Annotated in this window: 12 protein-coding genes; 3 read left to right on the top strand and 9 right to left on the bottom strand. The window is 63.5% G+C overall.

Going from position 1 to position 17393, the window contains the following annotated elements; translation table 11 throughout:
- The first annotated feature begins 3 nt into the window (after positions 1-3).
- The gene (locus CAG46_RS19910; protein WP_085617185.1) at positions 4-1674 is read left to right on the top strand and encodes a bifunctional protein-serine/threonine kinase/phosphatase; all 1671 of its coding nucleotides are present in this window, start codon (positions 4-6) and stop codon (positions 1672-1674) included.
- 27 nt (positions 1675-1701) lie between these two features.
- Positions 1702-2442 carry a uroporphyrinogen-III C-methyltransferase gene (gene cobA, locus CAG46_RS19905; RefSeq protein ID WP_085617183.1) on the top strand — a complete coding sequence of 247 codons (741 nt, stop codon included), beginning with the start codon at positions 1702-1704 and terminating at the stop codon, positions 2440-2442.
- 213 nt (positions 2443-2655) lie between these two features.
- Here cobA and CAG46_RS19900 read toward each other — a convergent pair whose 3' ends face one another.
- From CAG46_RS19900 to ppsA, 8 genes are all read right to left on the bottom strand, one after another.
- Positions 2656-3693 carry an OmpA family protein gene (locus CAG46_RS19900; protein ID WP_004376136.1) on the bottom strand — a complete coding sequence of 346 codons (1038 nt, stop codon included), beginning with the start codon at positions 3691-3693 and terminating at the stop codon, positions 2656-2658.
- Positions 3694-3804: 111 nt separating this feature from the next.
- A complete protein-coding gene (gene sigX, locus CAG46_RS19895; protein ID WP_003248665.1) occupies positions 3805-4371 on the bottom strand; it encodes an RNA polymerase sigma factor SigX in 567 nt (188 codons plus the stop codon).
- Between the two features lie 112 nt (positions 4372-4483).
- Entirely contained in the window at positions 4484-5308 is an 825-nt protein-coding gene (locus tag CAG46_RS19890) for a mechanosensitive ion channel domain-containing protein (protein WP_004376138.1), read from the bottom strand.
- A gap of 2 nt (positions 5309-5310) precedes the next feature.
- Positions 5311-5583 (bottom strand): hypothetical protein, encoded by a 273-nt coding sequence (locus CAG46_RS19885; protein WP_004376140.1) that lies wholly within the window; start codon positions 5581-5583, stop codon positions 5311-5313.
- A gap of 214 nt (positions 5584-5797) precedes the next feature.
- Positions 5798-6793: a zinc transporter ZntB gene (locus CAG46_RS19880; RefSeq protein WP_063913854.1), complete on the bottom strand. Its 996-nt coding sequence runs from the start codon at positions 6791-6793 to the stop codon at positions 5798-5800.
- A 27-nt stretch (positions 6794-6820) separates the two neighbouring features.
- The gene (gene rraA, locus CAG46_RS19875) at positions 6821-7312 is read right to left on the bottom strand and encodes a ribonuclease E activity regulator RraA (RefSeq protein WP_021785500.1); all 492 of its coding nucleotides are present in this window, start codon (positions 7310-7312) and stop codon (positions 6821-6823) included.
- Between the two features lie 217 nt (positions 7313-7529).
- A complete protein-coding gene (locus CAG46_RS19870) occupies positions 7530-8522 on the bottom strand; it encodes an alpha/beta fold hydrolase (protein WP_256575109.1) in 993 nt (330 codons plus the stop codon).
- A 102-nt stretch (positions 8523-8624) separates the two neighbouring features.
- A complete protein-coding gene (gene ppsA, locus CAG46_RS19865) occupies positions 8625-11000 on the bottom strand; it encodes a phosphoenolpyruvate synthase (protein ID WP_075044190.1) in 2376 nt (791 codons plus the stop codon).
- 177 nt (positions 11001-11177) lie between these two features.
- Here ppsA and CAG46_RS19860 point away from each other — a divergent pair, with 177 nt between their 5' ends.
- Complete coding sequence (locus tag CAG46_RS19860; RefSeq protein WP_024086557.1) at positions 11178-11996, top strand: pyruvate, water dikinase regulatory protein; 819 nt, start codon at positions 11178-11180, stop codon at positions 11994-11996.
- Between the two features lie 432 nt (positions 11997-12428).
- Here CAG46_RS19860 and CAG46_RS19855 read toward each other — a convergent pair whose 3' ends face one another.
- Positions 12429-17294, bottom strand: a complete 4866-nt coding sequence (locus CAG46_RS19855; RefSeq protein ID WP_085589292.1) for an NAD-glutamate dehydrogenase — start codon at positions 17292-17294, stop codon at positions 12429-12431.
- Positions 17295-17393 lie beyond the last annotated feature (99 nt).

The following is a 17393-nucleotide window of genomic DNA, read 5'->3' as shown; positions in this document are numbered from 1 at the left end:
GCCATGAGCCTGCAACTGAACTTTGCCCAGGCCAGCGCCACCGGGCCGCGCGAGGAAAACCAGGACGCCCTGCGCCTGGTTACCCCGGCGCCGGAGCTGGCCGCCAGCAAAGGCTACCTGTTCGCCCTCGCCGACGGCGTCAGTCAATGTGCCGATGGCGGCCTGGCAGCCCGTGCCAGCCTGCAGGCGCTGGCCCTGGACTACTACGCCACCCCCGCGACCTGGAGCGTGGCCCAGGCCCTCGACCGCCTGCTGCTGGCGCAGAACCGCTGGTTGCGCGCCCAAGGCAGTGGCCAGCCACTGCTGACCACCCTCAGCGCGCTGGTGCTGCGTGGCCGGCGCTTTACCCTGGCCCACGTGGGTGACTGCCGTGTGTACCGCTGGCACGCTGGGCGCCTGCAATGCCTGAGCGAAGACCATGTCTGGGACCAGCCAGGCATGCAGCATGTGCTGAAACGCGCGCTGGGCCTGGACCAGCACCTGCTGGTGGATTATCTGGAAGGTGAGCTGCAGCCGGGCGAGAGCTTCTTGCTGTTGAGCGATGGCGTATGGGCCAGCCTGGGCGACCAGCACATCCAGGCGGTACTGCGCGAGCAACCCGACCTGCAATTGGCCGTCGACACCCTGGTCGCCAGCGCGCACCTGAACGGCAGCCAGGACAACGCCAGTGCCTTGCTGGTGCAGGTCGAGCAACTGGGCACGGCCAACCTGGGCGACACCTTGGCGCAACTGCAGCAATGGCCAGTGCCCGGCCCGCTGCGTGAAGGCCAGGTAATCGATGGCTGGCAAGCCGAAAAGCTGCTTTCGCAAAGCCGCCAGTCGCTGCTGTACCGGGTACGCGATGCCCAGGGCCAAGCCTGGCTGCTGAAGACCCTGCCCGCCGCACGCGAACAGGAGCCCGGCGCGGCGCAAGGGCTGTTGCTGGAAGAATGGTTCCTGCGCCGGGTCGCTGGCCGGCACTTCCCCGAGCTGCACACCGCCAGCCAGCGACAGCACCTGTACTACGTGATGCGCGAATACCCCGGCCAGAGCCTGGCAGCGCTGCTGGCCGAGCACGGCCCGCTACCCATGCCGCAGTGGCTGGAGCTGGCCCGGCAGCTGCTGCAGGCGGTCGGCGTACTGCACCGGCGCAACTTGCTGCACCGCGACATCAAGCCAGAGAACCTGCACTTGGGCAGCGATGGGCAGCTGCGCCTGCTGGACTTCGGCCTGGCCTACTGCCCGGGCTTGTCCGAAGACCCGCTGCACGAGTTGCCGGGCACACCGTCATACATTGCCCCGGAAGCGTTCGACGGCCAACCGCCCAGCCCACGCCAGGACCTGTATGCCGTGGGCGTGACGTTGTATCACCTGCTGACCGGGCATTACCCCTACGGCGAGGTGGAGGCCTTCCAGCGCCCACGCTTCGGCCAGCCGGTCAACGCCGCGCGCTACCGTCCCGACCTGCCGGAATGGCTGCAGCACAACCTGCAGCAGGCACTGGCAGCGGACCCGGCGCAGCGCTTCGAAACCGCCGAACACTGGTTGCTGCTGCTCGAACGTGGCGACCGCCAGGAACTGCCCAGCCGGCCACGGCCGTTGCTGGAGCGCGAACCGTTGAAGGTCTGGCGCACCCTGGCCCTGCTGTCCTTGCTGTTCAACCTGATATTGCTGCTCACCCTGCTAAAGGGCTGAACGCACCTTGCCGATGAGGAAACCCTGATGAATGCGAAAGTCTGGCTGGTTGGTGCTGGTCCTGGCGACCCCGAACTGCTCACCCTCAAGGCTGTACGCGCATTGCAGCAAGCCGCTGTGGTGATGATCGACGACCTGGTCAACCCGGCGGTGCTGGAGCATTGCCCACAGGCCCGGGTGATTGCCGTGGGCAAGCGCGGCGGCTGCCGCTCCACTCCGCAGGCGTTCATCCAGCGCCTGATGCTGCGCCATGCGCGGCAAGGGCGCTGCGTGGTCCGGCTCAAGGGCGGCGACCCGTGCATCTTCGGCCGTGGTGGTGAAGAGGCGCTGTGGCTGCAAGGGCATGGCATCGAGGTGGAAGTGGTCAACGGCATCACCGCAGGCCTGGCTGGCGCCACGCAATGCGGGATTTCCCTGACCTCACGGGGTGTGAGCCGGGGCGTGACGCTGGTCACGGCACATACCCAGGACGACAGCGAACTGAACTGGGCGGCCTTGGCCCAGGGCGGGACGACGCTGGTGGTGTACATGGGCGTGGCCAGGCTGGAGCAGGTGCGCCAAGGGTTGCTGGACGGGGGCATGGCACCGGCGACGCCGGTGGCGATGATCGAAAATGCCTCGTTGCCGCAGCAGCGGGAGTGCAGGAGCGATGTGCGGGGGATGGCCGAGGATGCGCGGGGGTTTGGCTTGCGTAGCCCGGCGATTTTGGTGATCGGGGAGGTGGTTGGGGAACAGGTGGTTCAGGAATTGGTGGCAATTGCTGGATGATGCGCTGCCTGCGCCGGCCTTTGTGGGAGCGGCCTTGTGTCGCGAAAGGGCTGCACAGCAGCCCCGGCAATACCTGCGGCGAAGCTGAAAAGCTGGGGCCGCTACGCGCCCCTTTCGCGACACAAGGCCGCTCCCACAAGGGGCACACAAACCCAAGAAACAGGCAAAGAAAAACCCGGCCGAGGCCGGGTTTTTCATGAAGCTTCAAACCAATTACTTGGCCTGGGCTTCTACCTGAGCTTCAACGCGACGGTTGACAGCGCGGCCTTCTTCGGTGGCGTTGTCGGCAACCGGACGGGTTTCGCCGTAGCCAACCGAGTCAACACGGCTGGATTCCACGCCGTACTGCTGGGTCAGGACCTGCTTGACAGCGTTGGCACGACGCTCGGACAGCTTCTGGTTGTAAGCGTCTGGGCCGACGGAGTCAGTGTGACCTTCCACGGTGGTGGTGGTCTGTGGGTACTGCTTCATGAAGTCAGCCAGGTTCTTGATGTCGCCGTAGCTGTTTGGCTTGACGACCGACTTGTCGAAGTCGAACTTGACGTCCAGCTCAACGCGAACGACTTCGGCAACAGCCGGGCAGCCATCAGCGTCAACGGTAACGTTGGCTGGGGTGTCTGGGCACTTGTCGACGTTGTCGCAAACGCCGTCGTTGTCGGAGTCGGAGCACACTTCGGCAACTGGAGCCGGAGCGACTTCAGCTTGCTTCGGGCTACCGCCGAAGTTCAGACCAACACCAACGGTCGGGCCCCACTCGGTGTTGCCGTTGTCGATGTTGTACATGGCTTCTACGCCAGCACGGGCGAAGAACATGTCGGTGATGTACCACTTGGCGCCAGCGCCAACGTTGGCGAAGGTGGAGTGGTCGCGGCCGCTACGAGTGGCCTGGCCCAGGCTCTCGTGAGCGAAACCGGCGGAAACGTACGGACGCAGAGCGTCGCCCACGGTACCGAAGTGGTAGGTAGCGTCGAGCTTGGCCTTGGAACCTTTGATGTCTTTGTTGAAGACTTCACCACGAGCGTTGTGGGTCTCGTTGTAGCCGAGGTCCAGGGAAACGTCGTCGGTCAGGAAGTAGCCCAGGCGAACACCAGGATTGGTGCCGTCGTTCTTGAAGTTACGTTCGCTGTCGTAGTACTGCTTGGTAACGTTGCCTTCGATTTCCACAGCGCCTTGGCCTTGAGCCAGAACGCCGAACGAAGTAGCAGCGACGAGCGAGCCAATGGCCAAGCCCAAGGTGTTTTTCAATTTCATCCGTTAAATCCCCATCTGGTGATAGTTAAGCAGTCCCACCACAAACAAGGGGGACAACTCGACGGCAAGTCTAGCAGAACTCGCCGGTTCGTTAGAGATATTTGCACGCCACTAAGTTTCATCGAGGCCGGCAAATTTCTCCCGAAGCTTGTCTAGCGCGCGCTTGTAGCGCATTTTTGTCGCGCTCAGGCCCATGTGCATGATGTCGGCAATTTCCTGAAATTCCAGCTCTGCGACAAAACGCAGCACCAGGATTTCCCGGTCAATCGGGTTCACATGCACCAGCCACTTGTCCAGCCCGCCTTTTTCTTCCGGCTTTGGAGCCTTGTCTTCGGACGCCTCTTCAACAGGGTCCAGACTCAAGGCATCCATCAACCGACGTTTACGGCGCTCCTTGCGGTACTGGGTAATGCATTCGTTGTAGGTGATGCTGTAGAGCCAGGTCTTGAACTTGGACTTACCCTCGAAGTTCTTCAGCCCGTACAGCACTTTCAACATGACTTCCTGACAGACATCGTCCGCGTCACGGTCGTTCCCCAGATAACGCGCACAGACGTTGAACAGGGTCCGTTGGTAGCGCCGCATGAGCTCTTCATAGGCGCGGGTAACGTGGTACAGCTCCTCATGCGAACGCGCCACCAACTCTTCGTCGGTGAGCTCGCGGGGGTCATAACGCATGGGCGGCGAATGAACTTTATTCAAAACGGATCTGGCCGACAGTCAGGTCAATGTCGCCGCGCGACCCCGTGGGTCGATTTTCGCGGCGGCATACATTAACAGCTTTGTGCGGTTAGCGGCTATTGACTCGCTGTTCAAGCAGCTCACGATTGGACAGCGATACCAGTTCGCCATCATCGGTCAGCAGCGTCGTCTTGACCGTACCGATCTCCTCGATATGCCCTTCGACCTCGCCAATCCGCACCTGCTGGCCCACCTGGTACAGCTCGCGCACGTAGATGCCGGCCAGGATCTGCCCGGCGATTTCGCGGCTGCCCAGGCCCATTGCCAACGCAACGGCCAGACCAACGGTAATCAGCCCGATCACGATCACATGGTTCAGCAGGTCGGTTTTCACCTCCAGCTGGCTGATGGCCACCGAGATGCTGATGATGATCACCAGGCCCTGGGTGATACGCCCCAGGCCTGCCGAGTATTCCAGGCCGATGCCTTCGGCAGCGCCGCGTACCAGGCCGTTTGCCACCTGGGCCAGCAGCACGCCAGCCAGCAGCACCAGGGCTGCGCCGAACACCTTCGGCAGGTACAGGGCAAGCATGTCGAGGGTTGCCGAGACCCGCTCCAGGCCCAGCGACTCGGCGGCCGAGACCAGGAAGATGAGCAGCACGAACCAGTAGACGATCTTGCCGATCAGGGTGGAGATGGGTACCTGGATGCCGACCCGGCCGAGCATCTTGGTCAGGCCGGTGCCGGCCATCAGGCGGTCCAGGCCGAACTTGGCCAGCAGTTTGGACAGCAGCGTGTCGAGCAGCTTGGCCACCACGAAACCGAGCAGCACCACGACCAGCGCGCCGAACAGGTTGGGGATGAAGTTCGCTACCTTGGTCCAAAGGGCAGTCATGGCGGTGACCAGGCTCTGGGTCCAGAGATCGAGTTCCATATTCAATCGGCCTTATCTGCTTTGCTGCCGTTGGCAGCGTTGCGGGAAGAGTGTCGACGCACCGGCGCAACATGCGCCGCGCCATTGTTCACGGCGATCAGCAGCGCCTGGCTCCAGCGGCCAAGCAGGCTGAACAGATCGCCCGCGCCAACCTGGCGGTTGGCGGTTTTCAGCACGCGACCCAGGCAAGCGGCGTCGTCCCGGTCGTCCCGGTCATTGCCGGAGGGTGACGCCTTGAGCAGGTCGCGCAGGGATTCTTCAAACGGATCGTGCATGGGCACCTCGCGCAGTGTCAGTCAGAGACGAGATGGCCGGTCGATGGGTCACACATCGCATTGGGACGAGTGTTTCAAAATGAATGGCGCTTGCCTGCACTGGCCCTATCGCCGGCAAGCCAGCTCCCACAGGGGTACCACAAGCCTTGAAACCTGTGGTGTACCTGTGGGAGCTGGCTTGCCGGCGATAGGGCCGGTGCAGGTCAATGAGCATCTATACCCACCGCAACCGCCGGAACAGCCACCACTGCCCCACCGCCAGCCCCAGCACGACGATGCAGGCAAACAGGAAGCCATAGGGGTTTTCCGCCCCCGGGATGCCGCCGACATTGATGCCCAGCAGCCCGGTGATGAAGCTCATGGGCAGGAAGATGCAGGTGATGATGCCGAAGCGGTACATGGTGCGGTTCATGCGCTCGCTGCGCCGGCGATCCTGGCTTTCCAGCACCAGGGCGGCCCGTTCGCGGGTCAGTTCCAGCTCTTCGAGGTAGCGGATCAGGCTGTTGTTCAGCTCGTTCCAGTAATCGGCGTCGGCATCGACGAACCAGCTCCATTTGCTACGCGACAGCTGGGCGTAGATCTCTCGCTGCGGAGCCAGGAAACGCCGCAGACCGGCGGCACGCCGGCGGATCTGCTGCAGGCAGCCATTCTCTGGGGTGTACCGTTCGTCGGATTCGACCTTTTCTTCTTCCAGGTCGACCAGTTCAGACAGGTCGCTGACCAGGCCCTGGACCTTTTCGGTCAGCAGTTCGCCCATCAGCAGCAACAGCTCGGAAGCCGATTTCGGGCCCCTGCCCTCTTCGAGCTGCTGGAGAATCTCGTCACTGGCGCGCAACGGCCGCAGGCGCAGCGAGATGACCCGCTGCGCCTCGGCGAAGATGCGCACCGAGACCATGTCTTCGGGCTCTGCACCCGGGTTGAGGTTGACCCCACGCAGGAACAGCAACAACTGTTCATCGGCCATGGGCAGCAGGCGCGGCCGGGTGTTTTCTTCCAGGAGCAGCTCGCAGGCGAACGCGCTCAGGCCGCTGTCGTGCAGCAGCCAGGTGCGGGTTTGCGGATGGCTGCGGTCCCAGTGCAGCCACAGGCTCTGCTCGGGTTGCAGCTGCAGGTCGTCCAGCTCGGTACGGGCAATCGAGCGCGCGCCGCCTTTGCCATCGAGCACCAGGGCGTGTACCAGCCCCCACTGCGCGTTGTCTTCCTCGAACATCAAAGCTCCATCAGCGCGGGCGGCGCATCACTCCGGCATTTTCAGCGGGCTTGGCGAGACCAGCACGCCATTGTTGTCGGCATACACGTACTCGCCCGGGCGGAAGGTCACCCCGGCGAAGGTCACTGCCACGTTGAGGTCGCCGATGCCGCGCTTGTCGGTCTTCATCGGGTGGCTGGCCAGGGCCTGCACGCCGACGTCGGTCTGGATCAGCACGTCGACGTCACGCACGCAGCCGTAGATCACCAGGCCTTCCCAACCGTTCTTGGCAGCCTTCTCGGCGAGCATGTCGCCGAGCAGTGCGCGGCGCAGCGAGCCACCACCATCGACGACCAGGACCTTGCCCTTGCCATCGAGCTCGACCTGCTCCTTGACCAGCGAGTTGTCTTCGAAGCACTTGATGGTGACGATCTGGCCGCCGAACGAATCGCGGCCGCCGAAATTGCTGAACATCGGTTCCAGCACCTGCACCAGGTCCGGGTAGGCATCACACAGGTCGGGCGTAACGTAATGCTGCATGGGAAGCTCCTGTCAGTCACAACGAAAGCGGGTATCGGCCAAGGCTACACCGTAGAGCCCATTGCAGTCATCCGGGACCAAGCAGTCAGTTGTGTTTTGCCTGTACCGGCCCTATCGCCGGCAAGCCAGCTCCCACAGGACCCCGCTGGCTTCAGGCTAGTGGTACTCCTGTGGGAGCTGGCTTGCCGGCGATAGGGCCAGTCCAGACACAGCAGAATCAACCGACGGGCACAGGCTCCGCCACCACCGTGGATTCATGCACCGGCACCAGCGGATCCCGCAGCCAACGCTCCACCAGCGGCCACACCTGCACCTGCGCGGCCTTGCTCACCAGCATGTCGACATGCCCGAAAGCCTCGAAGCCTTCCTCGAGCCCCAGCCGCAGAAACTGCTTGCGCTCACCGCCCAATTGCTCGAACAGCTTGCGGCAGGCCCACACCGGGTCCTGGAAGTCCCCCGCACCCGCCACCGCCAGCAGCGGCACATCCACCTCGGCCAGCCCCGCCCACCAGTCGCTCTGCCTGTCGCCAAAGCGCCCGAACAGGCCATGCCAGCGCATGCTCTCCAGGGCCAGGCCGATCGGCTCATCCTCCGGCCCACGCTTGAAACGCGGCCCGGAAATCTGCCCCCAGCGCTTGAGCAGCAGCTTCGCCCCCCAGGCCAGCGGCGGCACTTTCAACGGCCAGTAGACGCGGCTGATCTGGGTACCGAACAGCGCCACGCTGGCCACCTGCTCGGCAGGCAGAAAACCACCGCCCAGCGCTGCCGCCAGGGTCGTGCCGCCCAGGGAATGGCCGACCCAGTGCGGCGTCTGGCCCGACTGCTCGCGCACGAACGCGGCAATCAGCGGCAGGTCATCGCGGGCATAGGCGGCAACGCTGTTGTGCTTCCAGTCATGGTTGCGCGGCGACAGGCCATGGCCGCGCATTTCCGGGATCCACACATCGAAGCCGGCGCGGGCGAGATAGGCCCCCAGGCCAACCCCTTTGGGCGAGTACCAGAAGCGGCGGTTGGAGAAGCTGCCGTGCAGGAGAATGACCGGCACGCCCTGGGCCTGGCCCTGATCGGCCAGCCCCAGGCGGGTGACAGCCAGCTCGACGCTGGGGTCAGGGCCGTTGCCGGCCTTGATCCGGTACACATCTTCGCTGAGGTCGCCGCGGCGCTCGGCACTGAGCAGGGCCACGGGGAATAGAGTGCTGCTGCTTTGCATAAGGTTGCTTGGTGCACAAAAAAGGGCGGGATCCATTGCTGGAGCTCGCCCTGGAAAAAACCAGGCGGGGGTACGCCAGACGTACCCCCGCGTTTTACTGCATCAGACCGCGCCCTGCCCTTCGGCCAGGTAGAACCAGGTTTCGAGTACCGAGTCCGGGTTCAGCGACACGCTGTCGATGCCCTGTTCCATCAGCCACTTGGCCAGGTCCGGGTGGTCCGACGGGCCCTGGCCGCAGATGCCGATGTACTTGCCAGCCTTGTTGCACGCGGCAATGGCGTTGGCCAGCAGCTTCTTCACCGCAGGGTTACGCTCGTCGAACAGGTGGGCGATGATGCCCGAGTCACGGTCCAGGCCCAGGGTCAGCTGGGTCAGGTCGTTGGAGCCGATCGAGAAGCCGTCGAAGTATTCCAGGAACTCTTCGGCGAGGATGGCGTTGGACGGCAGTTCGCACATCATGATCACGCGCAGGCCGTTTTCGCCGCGGGCCAGGCCGTTTTCGGCAAGCAGGTCGACGACCTGGCTGGCTTCACCCAGGGTGCGTACGAACGGCACCATGATCTCGACGTTGGTCAGGCCCATCTCGTTGCGCACGCGCTTGAGCGCACGGCACTCGAGCTCGAAGCAGTCACGGAAAGATTCGCTGATGTAGCGCGAAGCGCCACGGAAGCCCAGCATCGGGTTTTCTTCTTCCGGCTCGTACAGCTTGCCGCCGATCAGGTTGGCGTACTCGTTGGACTTGAAGTCCGACAGGCGCACGATGACCTTTTTCGGGTAGAAGGCCGCAGCCAGGGTGCTGATGCCTTCGACCAGCTTCTCGACGTAGAAGCCGACCGGGTCGTTGTAGCCGGCGATGCGCTTGTCGACGCTGTCCTTCAGGTCGGCCGGCAGGCCGGCGTAGTTCAGCAGTGCCTTGGGGTGCACGCCGATCATGCGGTTGATGATGAACTCCAGGCGCGCCAGGCCGACACCGGCGTTGGGCAACTGGGCGAAATCGAAGGCACGGTCCGGGTTGCCGACGTTCATCATGATCTTGAACGGCAGGTCAGGCATGGCGTCGACCGAGTTCTGCTTGACGTCGAAGCCCAGCTCGCCCTCGAAGATGAAGCCGGTATCGCCTTCGGCACAGGATACGGTCACACCCTGGCCATCTTTCAGCACCTGGGTGGCGTTGCCGCAACCGACCACGGCCGGAATGCCCAGCTCACGGGCGATGATCGCCGCGTGACAGGTACGCCCGCCACGGTTGGTGACGATGGCGCTGGCGCGCTTCATCACCGGTTCCCAGTCCGGGTCGGTCATGTCGGAGACCAGCACGTCGCCCGGCTGGACCTTGTCCATTTCCGATACGTCGTTGATCACGCGGACCTTGCCGGCGCCGATGCGCTGGCCAATGGCGCGGCCTTCGACCAGTACGGTGCCCTTCTCTTTCAGCAGGTAACGTTCCATGACGTTGGCGCTGGAGCGGCTCTTCACCGTCTCGGGGCGCGCCTGGACGATGTACAGCTTGCCGTCGTCACCGTCCTTGGCCCATTCGATGTCCATCGGGCGCTGGTAGTGCTTCTCGATGATCATGGCCTGCTTGGCCAGCTCGCTGACCTCGGCATCGGTCAGGCAGAAGCGCGCGCGCTCGGCGCGGTCCACTTCGACGGTCTTGACCGAACGGCCGGCCTTGGCTTCTTCGCCGTAGACCATCTTGATCGCCTTGCTGCCCAGGTTGCGGCGCAGGATGGCCGGGCGGCCGGCCTCCAGGGTTTGTTTGTGCACGTAGAATTCGTCAGGGTTGACCGCACCCTGCACCACGGTTTCGCCCAGGCCGTAGGCGCCGGTGATGAATACCACGTCGCGGAAGCCCGACTCGGTGTCGAGGGTGAACATGACGCCGGCGGTGCCGGTTTCGGAGCGGACCATGCGCTGCACGCCGGCGGACAGGGCCACCAGCTTGTGGTCGAAGCCCTGGTGCACGCGGTAGGCGATGGCACGGTCGTTGAACAGCGAGGCGAACACTTCCTTGGCCGCGCGGATCACGTTGTCGACGCCGCGGATGTTGAGGAAGGTTTCCTGCTGACCGGCGAACGAGGCGTCCGGCAGGTCTTCGGCGGTGGCCGAGGAGCGCACGGCAACTGCCATGTTGTCGTTGCCGGCAGCCATTTCGGCGAAGGCCGTACGGATTTCCGAATCCAGGCGGGCCGGGAAGTCGGCTTCCATGACCCACTGGCGAATCTGCGCGCCGGTCTTGGTCAGGGCGTTGATGTCATCCACGTCGAGTGCGTCGAGCGCGGCGTGGATACGGTCGTTGAGACCACTCTGTTCGAGAAAATCGCGGTACGCCTGCGCCGTAGTGGCAAAGCCGCCCGGCACCGATACACCAGCACCTGCGAGGTTGCTGATCATCTCGCCCAGGGATGCGTTCTTGCCCCCCACATGCTCCACATCATGGACGCCGAGCTTATCGAGGGAAACTACGTACTCTACCAAGGTGATCTCTCCACTAACTGTATTGGAAAAGCTCAAGGGCGCCCGCCTGCCTTCGTTGACTTGGCCGGACGCTTGTGGCCTGTACCTGGAAAATAAGTGAGAATGCCGACAGCCGCATTCGGCAAACCGAACTTATCATATCCAAGAAACGTCATCAGCTTAAGGCCCAGATCGCAAATGAAACGAACCGCGTTCTTCATCTCCGACGGCACCGGCATCACTGCCGAAACCCTGGGCCAGAGTCTGCTCGCTCAATTCGAGAGCATTCCGTTCAATAAATTCACCCGTCCCTACATCGATTCGCCGGAAAAGGCGCGGACCATGGTCCAGCAGATCAACGCCGCGGCCGAGCGCGATGGTGTACGCCCGATCATCTTCGACACCATCGTCAATCAGGACATCCGTGAGATCCTGGCTACCTCGAATGGCTTCATGATCGACATCTTTTCTTCGTTTTTGTCCCCGCTTGAACAGGAATTGACTGCCCATTCGTCGTATTCCGTCGGCAAGTCGCACTCGATCGGCGGCAATTCCAACTACATGGAACGCATCGAGGCGGTGAATTTCGCCCTGGACAACGACGATGGCGCGCGCACCCACTACTACGACAAGGCCGACCTGATCCTGGTAGGCGTATCGCGCTGCGGCAAGACCCCCACCTGCCTGTACATGGCCATGCAGTTCGGCATCCGCGCCGCCAACTACCCGCTGACCGAGGACGACATGGAGCGCCTGCAGCTGCCGGCGGTGCTGAAAAAGCACCACAACAAGCTGTTCGGCCTGACCATCGACCCCGACCGCCTCACCGCCATCCGCCACGAGCGCAAGCCCAACAGCCGCTATTCCAGCTTTGCCCAGTGCGAGTTCGAAGTGCGCGAGGTGGAAAACCTGTTCCGCCGGGAGAACATTCCCAACATCAATTCCACGCATTTTTCGGTGGAGGAGATTTCGGCGAAGATTCTCGTGGAGAAAGGGGTGGAGCGCAGGTTCAAGTAAGCCTCTACCGGCCTCTTCGCGGGTAAAACCGCTCCCACAGGGACCTCACTGCACTCAAGTCTTGTGATATCCCTGTGGGAGGAGATTTCGGCGAAGATTCTGGTAGAGAAAGGGGTGGAGCGCAGGTTCAAGTAAGCCTGTACCGTCCTCTTCGCGGGTAAACCCGCTCCCACAGGGACCTCACTGCACTCAAGTCTTGTGATATCCCTGTGGGAGGAGATTTCGGCGAAGATTCTGGTGGAGAAAGGGGTGGAGCGCAGGTTCAAGTAAGCCTGTACCGGCCTCCTCGCGGGTAAACCCGCTCCCACAGGGGCCTCACTACACTCAAGTCTTGTGATATCCCTGTGGGAGCGGGTTCACCCGCGAAAGGGCCAGCACAGGAATAAAAAAGCCCCGGCATCACTGCCGGGGCTTTTCATTTCAGCTCATGGCTCAGGACGGCACCACCGCCGCCTGCCCGCTCATGGCCAGGTCGACCAGCTCGCGGTTGGCTACCGCGTACATCGCATAGTCGGTACCGGTGGCATTGCGCAGGTCATCCAGCATGGCGCGCCAGCGCTCCACCATCACCCGGTGCTGCTCGGCCCACAGCGCCACGCGGGCGTCCATGTCTTCCGGTGCATCGGCCATCTGCAGTACCGAGATGGTAATCGCCCGCTGCTGCAGGTCGATGTCGTCGCGGAACGCCTCGCGGGCCAGCGCCTGCCAGTTGTTCTCCACCGGCAGGTTGCTGATTTCCTGCAGGTACCAGGTCAGGTCCAGTGCGCTGCCCACGGCGAAGAACGCCTTGGCCACCTGCGCCGGGTCATGGCCGGTAACATCCGAGGCCTCGATGATCGGCAACAGGGTGTACAGGTGGGTAGTGCCAGCCACCATGCGCGCCAGCAACTCCGGCACACCAGCCTCGACGAAGCCCTGGTAGCGCACCATCCAGCGCTCGCGGGTCGGGCCTTCGAGCAACTCGTCGAGCTTGAGCCCCAGTTGCGCGATCTTCGGCCCGAAGTGCGCGGTGTCGCGCCCGGCGTCCTGCTCGTTGCGGCGGCTGCGCAGGAACCAGCGGGTGGCACGGCGGCCCAGGCGCATCAGCTCGTCCATCAGGGTCAGCTGGATTTCCGCCGGCACCTGGTAGTCCAGTGCCTCGATCTGGCGGAACCAGTGCGGCAGGTGGAAGATGTCGCGCACGATCACATAGGCCCCGGCCACGTTGGCCGGGCTCATGCCGGTCGACTCCTTCAGGCGCTGGACGAAGGTGATGCCCATGTTGTTGACCAGGTCGTTGGCGATCTGGGTGCTGACGATTTCGCGCTTCAGGCGGTGGCGGCGCATGGACTCGGCGAATTTGCTGACCAGCGACGGCGGGAAGGCGGTTTCCATGTCGCGGGTCAGGTAGTCGTCGTCCGGCACCAGCGACTTGAGCAGCTGTTCCTTGAGGTCGATCTTGCTGTACGAGATCAACACCGAAAGCTCGGCGCGGGTCAGGCCCTGGCCGGCGGCCAGGCGCTCGGCCAACTGCTCTTCGGACGGCAGGAACTCGATGGCGCGATCCAGCTTGCCTCGGGCCTCCAGGTCGGCCATCAGGCGCTTGTACTCGGCAATCCGCTCGCGGGCGCGGCGGGCCGCCAGCGACAACGCCTGGGTCTGCTTGTAGTTGTTGCCCAGCACCAGGCCGGCCACTTCGTCGGTCATGCTGCCCAGCAGCTGGTTGCGCTGCTTCTCGGTCATGTCGCCACCCTGCACCACTTCGTTGAGCAGGATCTTGATGTTGACCTCGTGGTCGGAGCAGTCCACGCCGCCGGCGTTGTCGATGAAGTCGGTGTTGGTGGCGCCGCCATGCAGGCCGAACTCGACCCGGCCAAGCTGGGTCATGCCCAGGTTGCCGCCCTCGCCCACCACCTTGCAGCGCAGTTCGTTGCCATTGACCCGCAGCGCGTCGTTGGCCTTGTCGCCGACGTCGGCGTGGCTCTCGGTGCTGGCCTTGACGTAGGTACCGATGCCACCGTTCCACAGCAGGTCTACCGGTGCCTTGAGCAGCGCATTGAGCAGCTCGGTCGGGGTCAGGCGGTCGGCTTCGATGGCGAAGCGCTCTTTCATCTGCGGGCTGATGGCGATGCTCTTGGCACTGCGCGGGAAGATCCCGCCGCCTTCGGACATGATGCTGGTGTCGTAGTCGCTCCAGGCCGAGCGCGGCAGGTCGAACAGGCGCTTGCGTTCGGCAAAGCTTGCGGCTGGCTCCGGGTTCGGGTCGATGAAGATGTGCAGGTGGTTGAACGCCGCCACCAGTTGCAGCTTGTCGGACATCAGCAGGCCGTTGCCGAACACGTCGCCGGCCATGTCGCCGACGCCAATGACGGTGATCGGGTCTTCCTGCACATTGATGCCGCGCTCGCGGAAGTGGCGCTGCACGCCCACCCAGGCGCCGCGCGCGGTAATGCCCATCTTCTTGTGGTCGTAACCGGCCGAGCCGCCCGAGGCGAAGGCGTCGCCCAGCCAGAAGCCGTAGTCGATGGCGATGCCGTTGGCGATGTCCGAGAAGGTCGCGGTGCCCTTGTCGGCCGCCACCACCAGGTACGGGTCGTCATCGTCATGGCGCACCACGTTGGCCGGCGGTACCACGCCACCGTCCTTGAGGTTGTCGGTGATGTCGAGCAGGCCGGAAATGAAGATGCGGTAGCACGCCACGCCTTCGGCGGCGATCTCGTCACGGCTGCCGCCCAGCGGCAGGCGGCGCGGCAGGAAGCCGCCCTTGGCACCGACCGGCACGATGACCGAGTTCTTCACCTGCTGGGCTTTCACCAGGCCCAGCACCTCGGTGCGGAAGTCTTCCTCGCGGTCGGACCAGCGCAGGCCGCCGCGGGCGACGTTGCCAAAGCGCAGGTGCACGCCTTCGACCCGTGGCGAGTAGACGAAGATCTCGAACTTGGGCACTGGTTTAGGCAGTTCGGGGATCAGCTTGGGGTTGAACTTGAAGCTGAAGTACGACTTGTTGTGGCCGTTGGCGTCCGGCTGGTAGAAGTTGGTGCGCAGGGTGGCCTTGATCAGGTCCAGGTAGCGACGCAGGATGCGGTCTTCGTTGAGCACCTGCACGTCGTCCAGCGCGGTCAGGATGGCTTGTTCCAGGCGCAGTTGCTTGTCATCCAGGTCTTCCTGGGTGAGCTTGCGCGCCAGGTAGAAGCGGGTCTTGAACAACCGGGTCAGCTCGCGGGCGATGTCGGTGTGGTTGTTCAGGGTGCTGGCGATGTAGCCCAGGTCGAAGCCCAGGCGAATCTGCTTCAGGTAACGGGCGTAGGCGCGCAGCAGCGCCACGTCGCGCCATGGCAGGCCGGCGGTCAGCACCAGGCGGTTGAAGGCGTCGTTCTCGGCATCGCCGCGGACGATGTGGATGAAGGCATCCTGCAGGGTGTCGTTGAGCTGCTGGATGTCCAGGCTCAGGCCTTCGCTGTAGGTGAAGGCGAAGTCGTGGATCCAGTAGCCGCGGCCACTGGCATGGCGCAGGCGATACGGGAACTCGCCGAGCACGCGCAGGCCAAGGTTCTCCAGGATCGGCAGCACATCGGACAGCGCCAGCGGCGTGTCGGCGTGGTACAGCTTGCAGTGCAGGGTGCGCTCGCCGACCTGGGTCAGCGGCTGGTAGAAGCTCATCGCCAGCGGCTTGCTTTCCGACAGGTTCAGCACGTGCTGCAGGTCGACCACCGCCGAGTGCGCGGCGAAGCGCTCGCGGTAACCAGCCGGGAAACCTTTGGGGAAGTCGGCGAGGATGTTGGTGCCCTGGGCTTCGCCGAAGTTCTCGATCACCAGCGCCGAGTAGTCGTCATGCCACGAGCGGCAGGCCTGGATCACTTCGCGTTCCAGCTGCTGCGGGTCGATGTCGATGCGGTTTTTCGGGTCTACCCGCAAAATCAGCTGCACACGGGCCAGCACCGATTCGGAGAAGAAGGTCCAGAACTCGCAGTCGCTGGCCTTCAGGCGCTCCATCAGCACCTGCTGGATCTTCTGCCGCACTTCGGTGGAGTAGATTTCCCGCGGTACATAGGCCAGGCAGTAGCAGAAGCGGCCGTACGGGTCCTTGCGCAGGAACACGCGGATCTTGTTGCGTTCCTGGATCTGCACGATCGACATGACGGTGCTGAACAGCTCGTCGACCGGGGTCTGGAACAGGTCGTCGCGTGGCAGCACTTCCAGCACCTGGGCCAGTTCCTTGCCCAGGTGGGCCTTGGGATCGAAGCCCGAGCGGCGCTCGACTTCGGTGACCTTCTGGCGGATATAAGGGATGGCATGCACGCTTTCACCGTACACCGACGAGGTGTACAGGCCCATGAAGCGGTGTTCCTTGATCACCTTGCCATCAGCGTCCAGCTGGCGGATCGACACGTAGTCCGGGTAGGCCGGGCGGTGTACGCGGCTTGGCAGCGCGGCCTTGGCGAACGACAGCAGCAACGGTTCGTTGAGGTAGGCCACGGCATAGTCTTCGATGCGCAGCTCGTCGCTCGTCAGGCCCACGCGCAGGCGGCGCGGCAGGCCGAGGAACGACTGCTCGTCGTAGACCATCTGGCCGCCATCGGCGTCGCCCTTTACGGTGAATTCTTCATAGCCCAGGAAGGTGAAGTGGTTGTCCAGCAGCCACTCGAGAAAAGCCTTCACCTCGCCCTTTTCATGCTGCGCCGGGCCAAAGGCGGTCTGCTCCACCTCCGCCACCACTTCACGCAGCTTGGCCTTCATCGGTTCGAAGTCGGCAACCACCACCCGCACCTCGGCCAGCACCTGCTCGATCTCGCGGGCCAGTACCGTCAGCTCGGCGGCATTGGCGCAACGGTCGATCTCCAGGTACATCAGCGACTCATGGCGTACGCCCTCGCCCTGGGTGCCCTTGGGCAGCAGTTCAAGCAGCTCGCCCTTGGCGCCGCGGCGCACGCTGAGCACGGTGGTCTGCAGGGTGTGGATGCTGTAGCCGCGGCGGTTGAGCTCGGTGCGTACCGAGTCGACCAGGAACGGCAGGTCGTGGTGCAGCACTTCGACCACGCTGTGGGTCGATTGCCAGCCATTGCGTTCGTAATCGGGGTTGTAAACCCGTACTTGCGGGTATTCGGGGTCGAAACGCTCGATGATGCGCCAGGCTGACAGGGTGCAGCCGGCCAGGTCGGAAAGCCTGCGTTGGGTGAGTTCGTCCAGAGAGATGATGCCGAAGAACTGCTCGGCGAACAGCGCGACTTGTGGCAGGGACTGTTCGCTGATGTGCTGCGCCAGGGCCGCTTGCAGTTGATGCTGGAAGTCGGCTTTGCTGGCTGCGGTGAAGAACGCCATCTGTGGTACTCCGCTTGGGCTTTGTAATAATTGAAGCGTCGCTGCGTGCGCCGTGTACGGATCAACGATAGCCAACCCGTGGCAAGGCGGACGGTAAAA

It is taken from the genome of Pseudomonas sp. B23(2017) (assembly GCF_002113725.1).
GTDB lineage: Bacteria > Pseudomonadota > Gammaproteobacteria > Pseudomonadales > Pseudomonadaceae > Aquipseudomonas > Aquipseudomonas putida_Z.
This window is presented reverse-complemented; position numbering and strand designations above follow the sequence as displayed.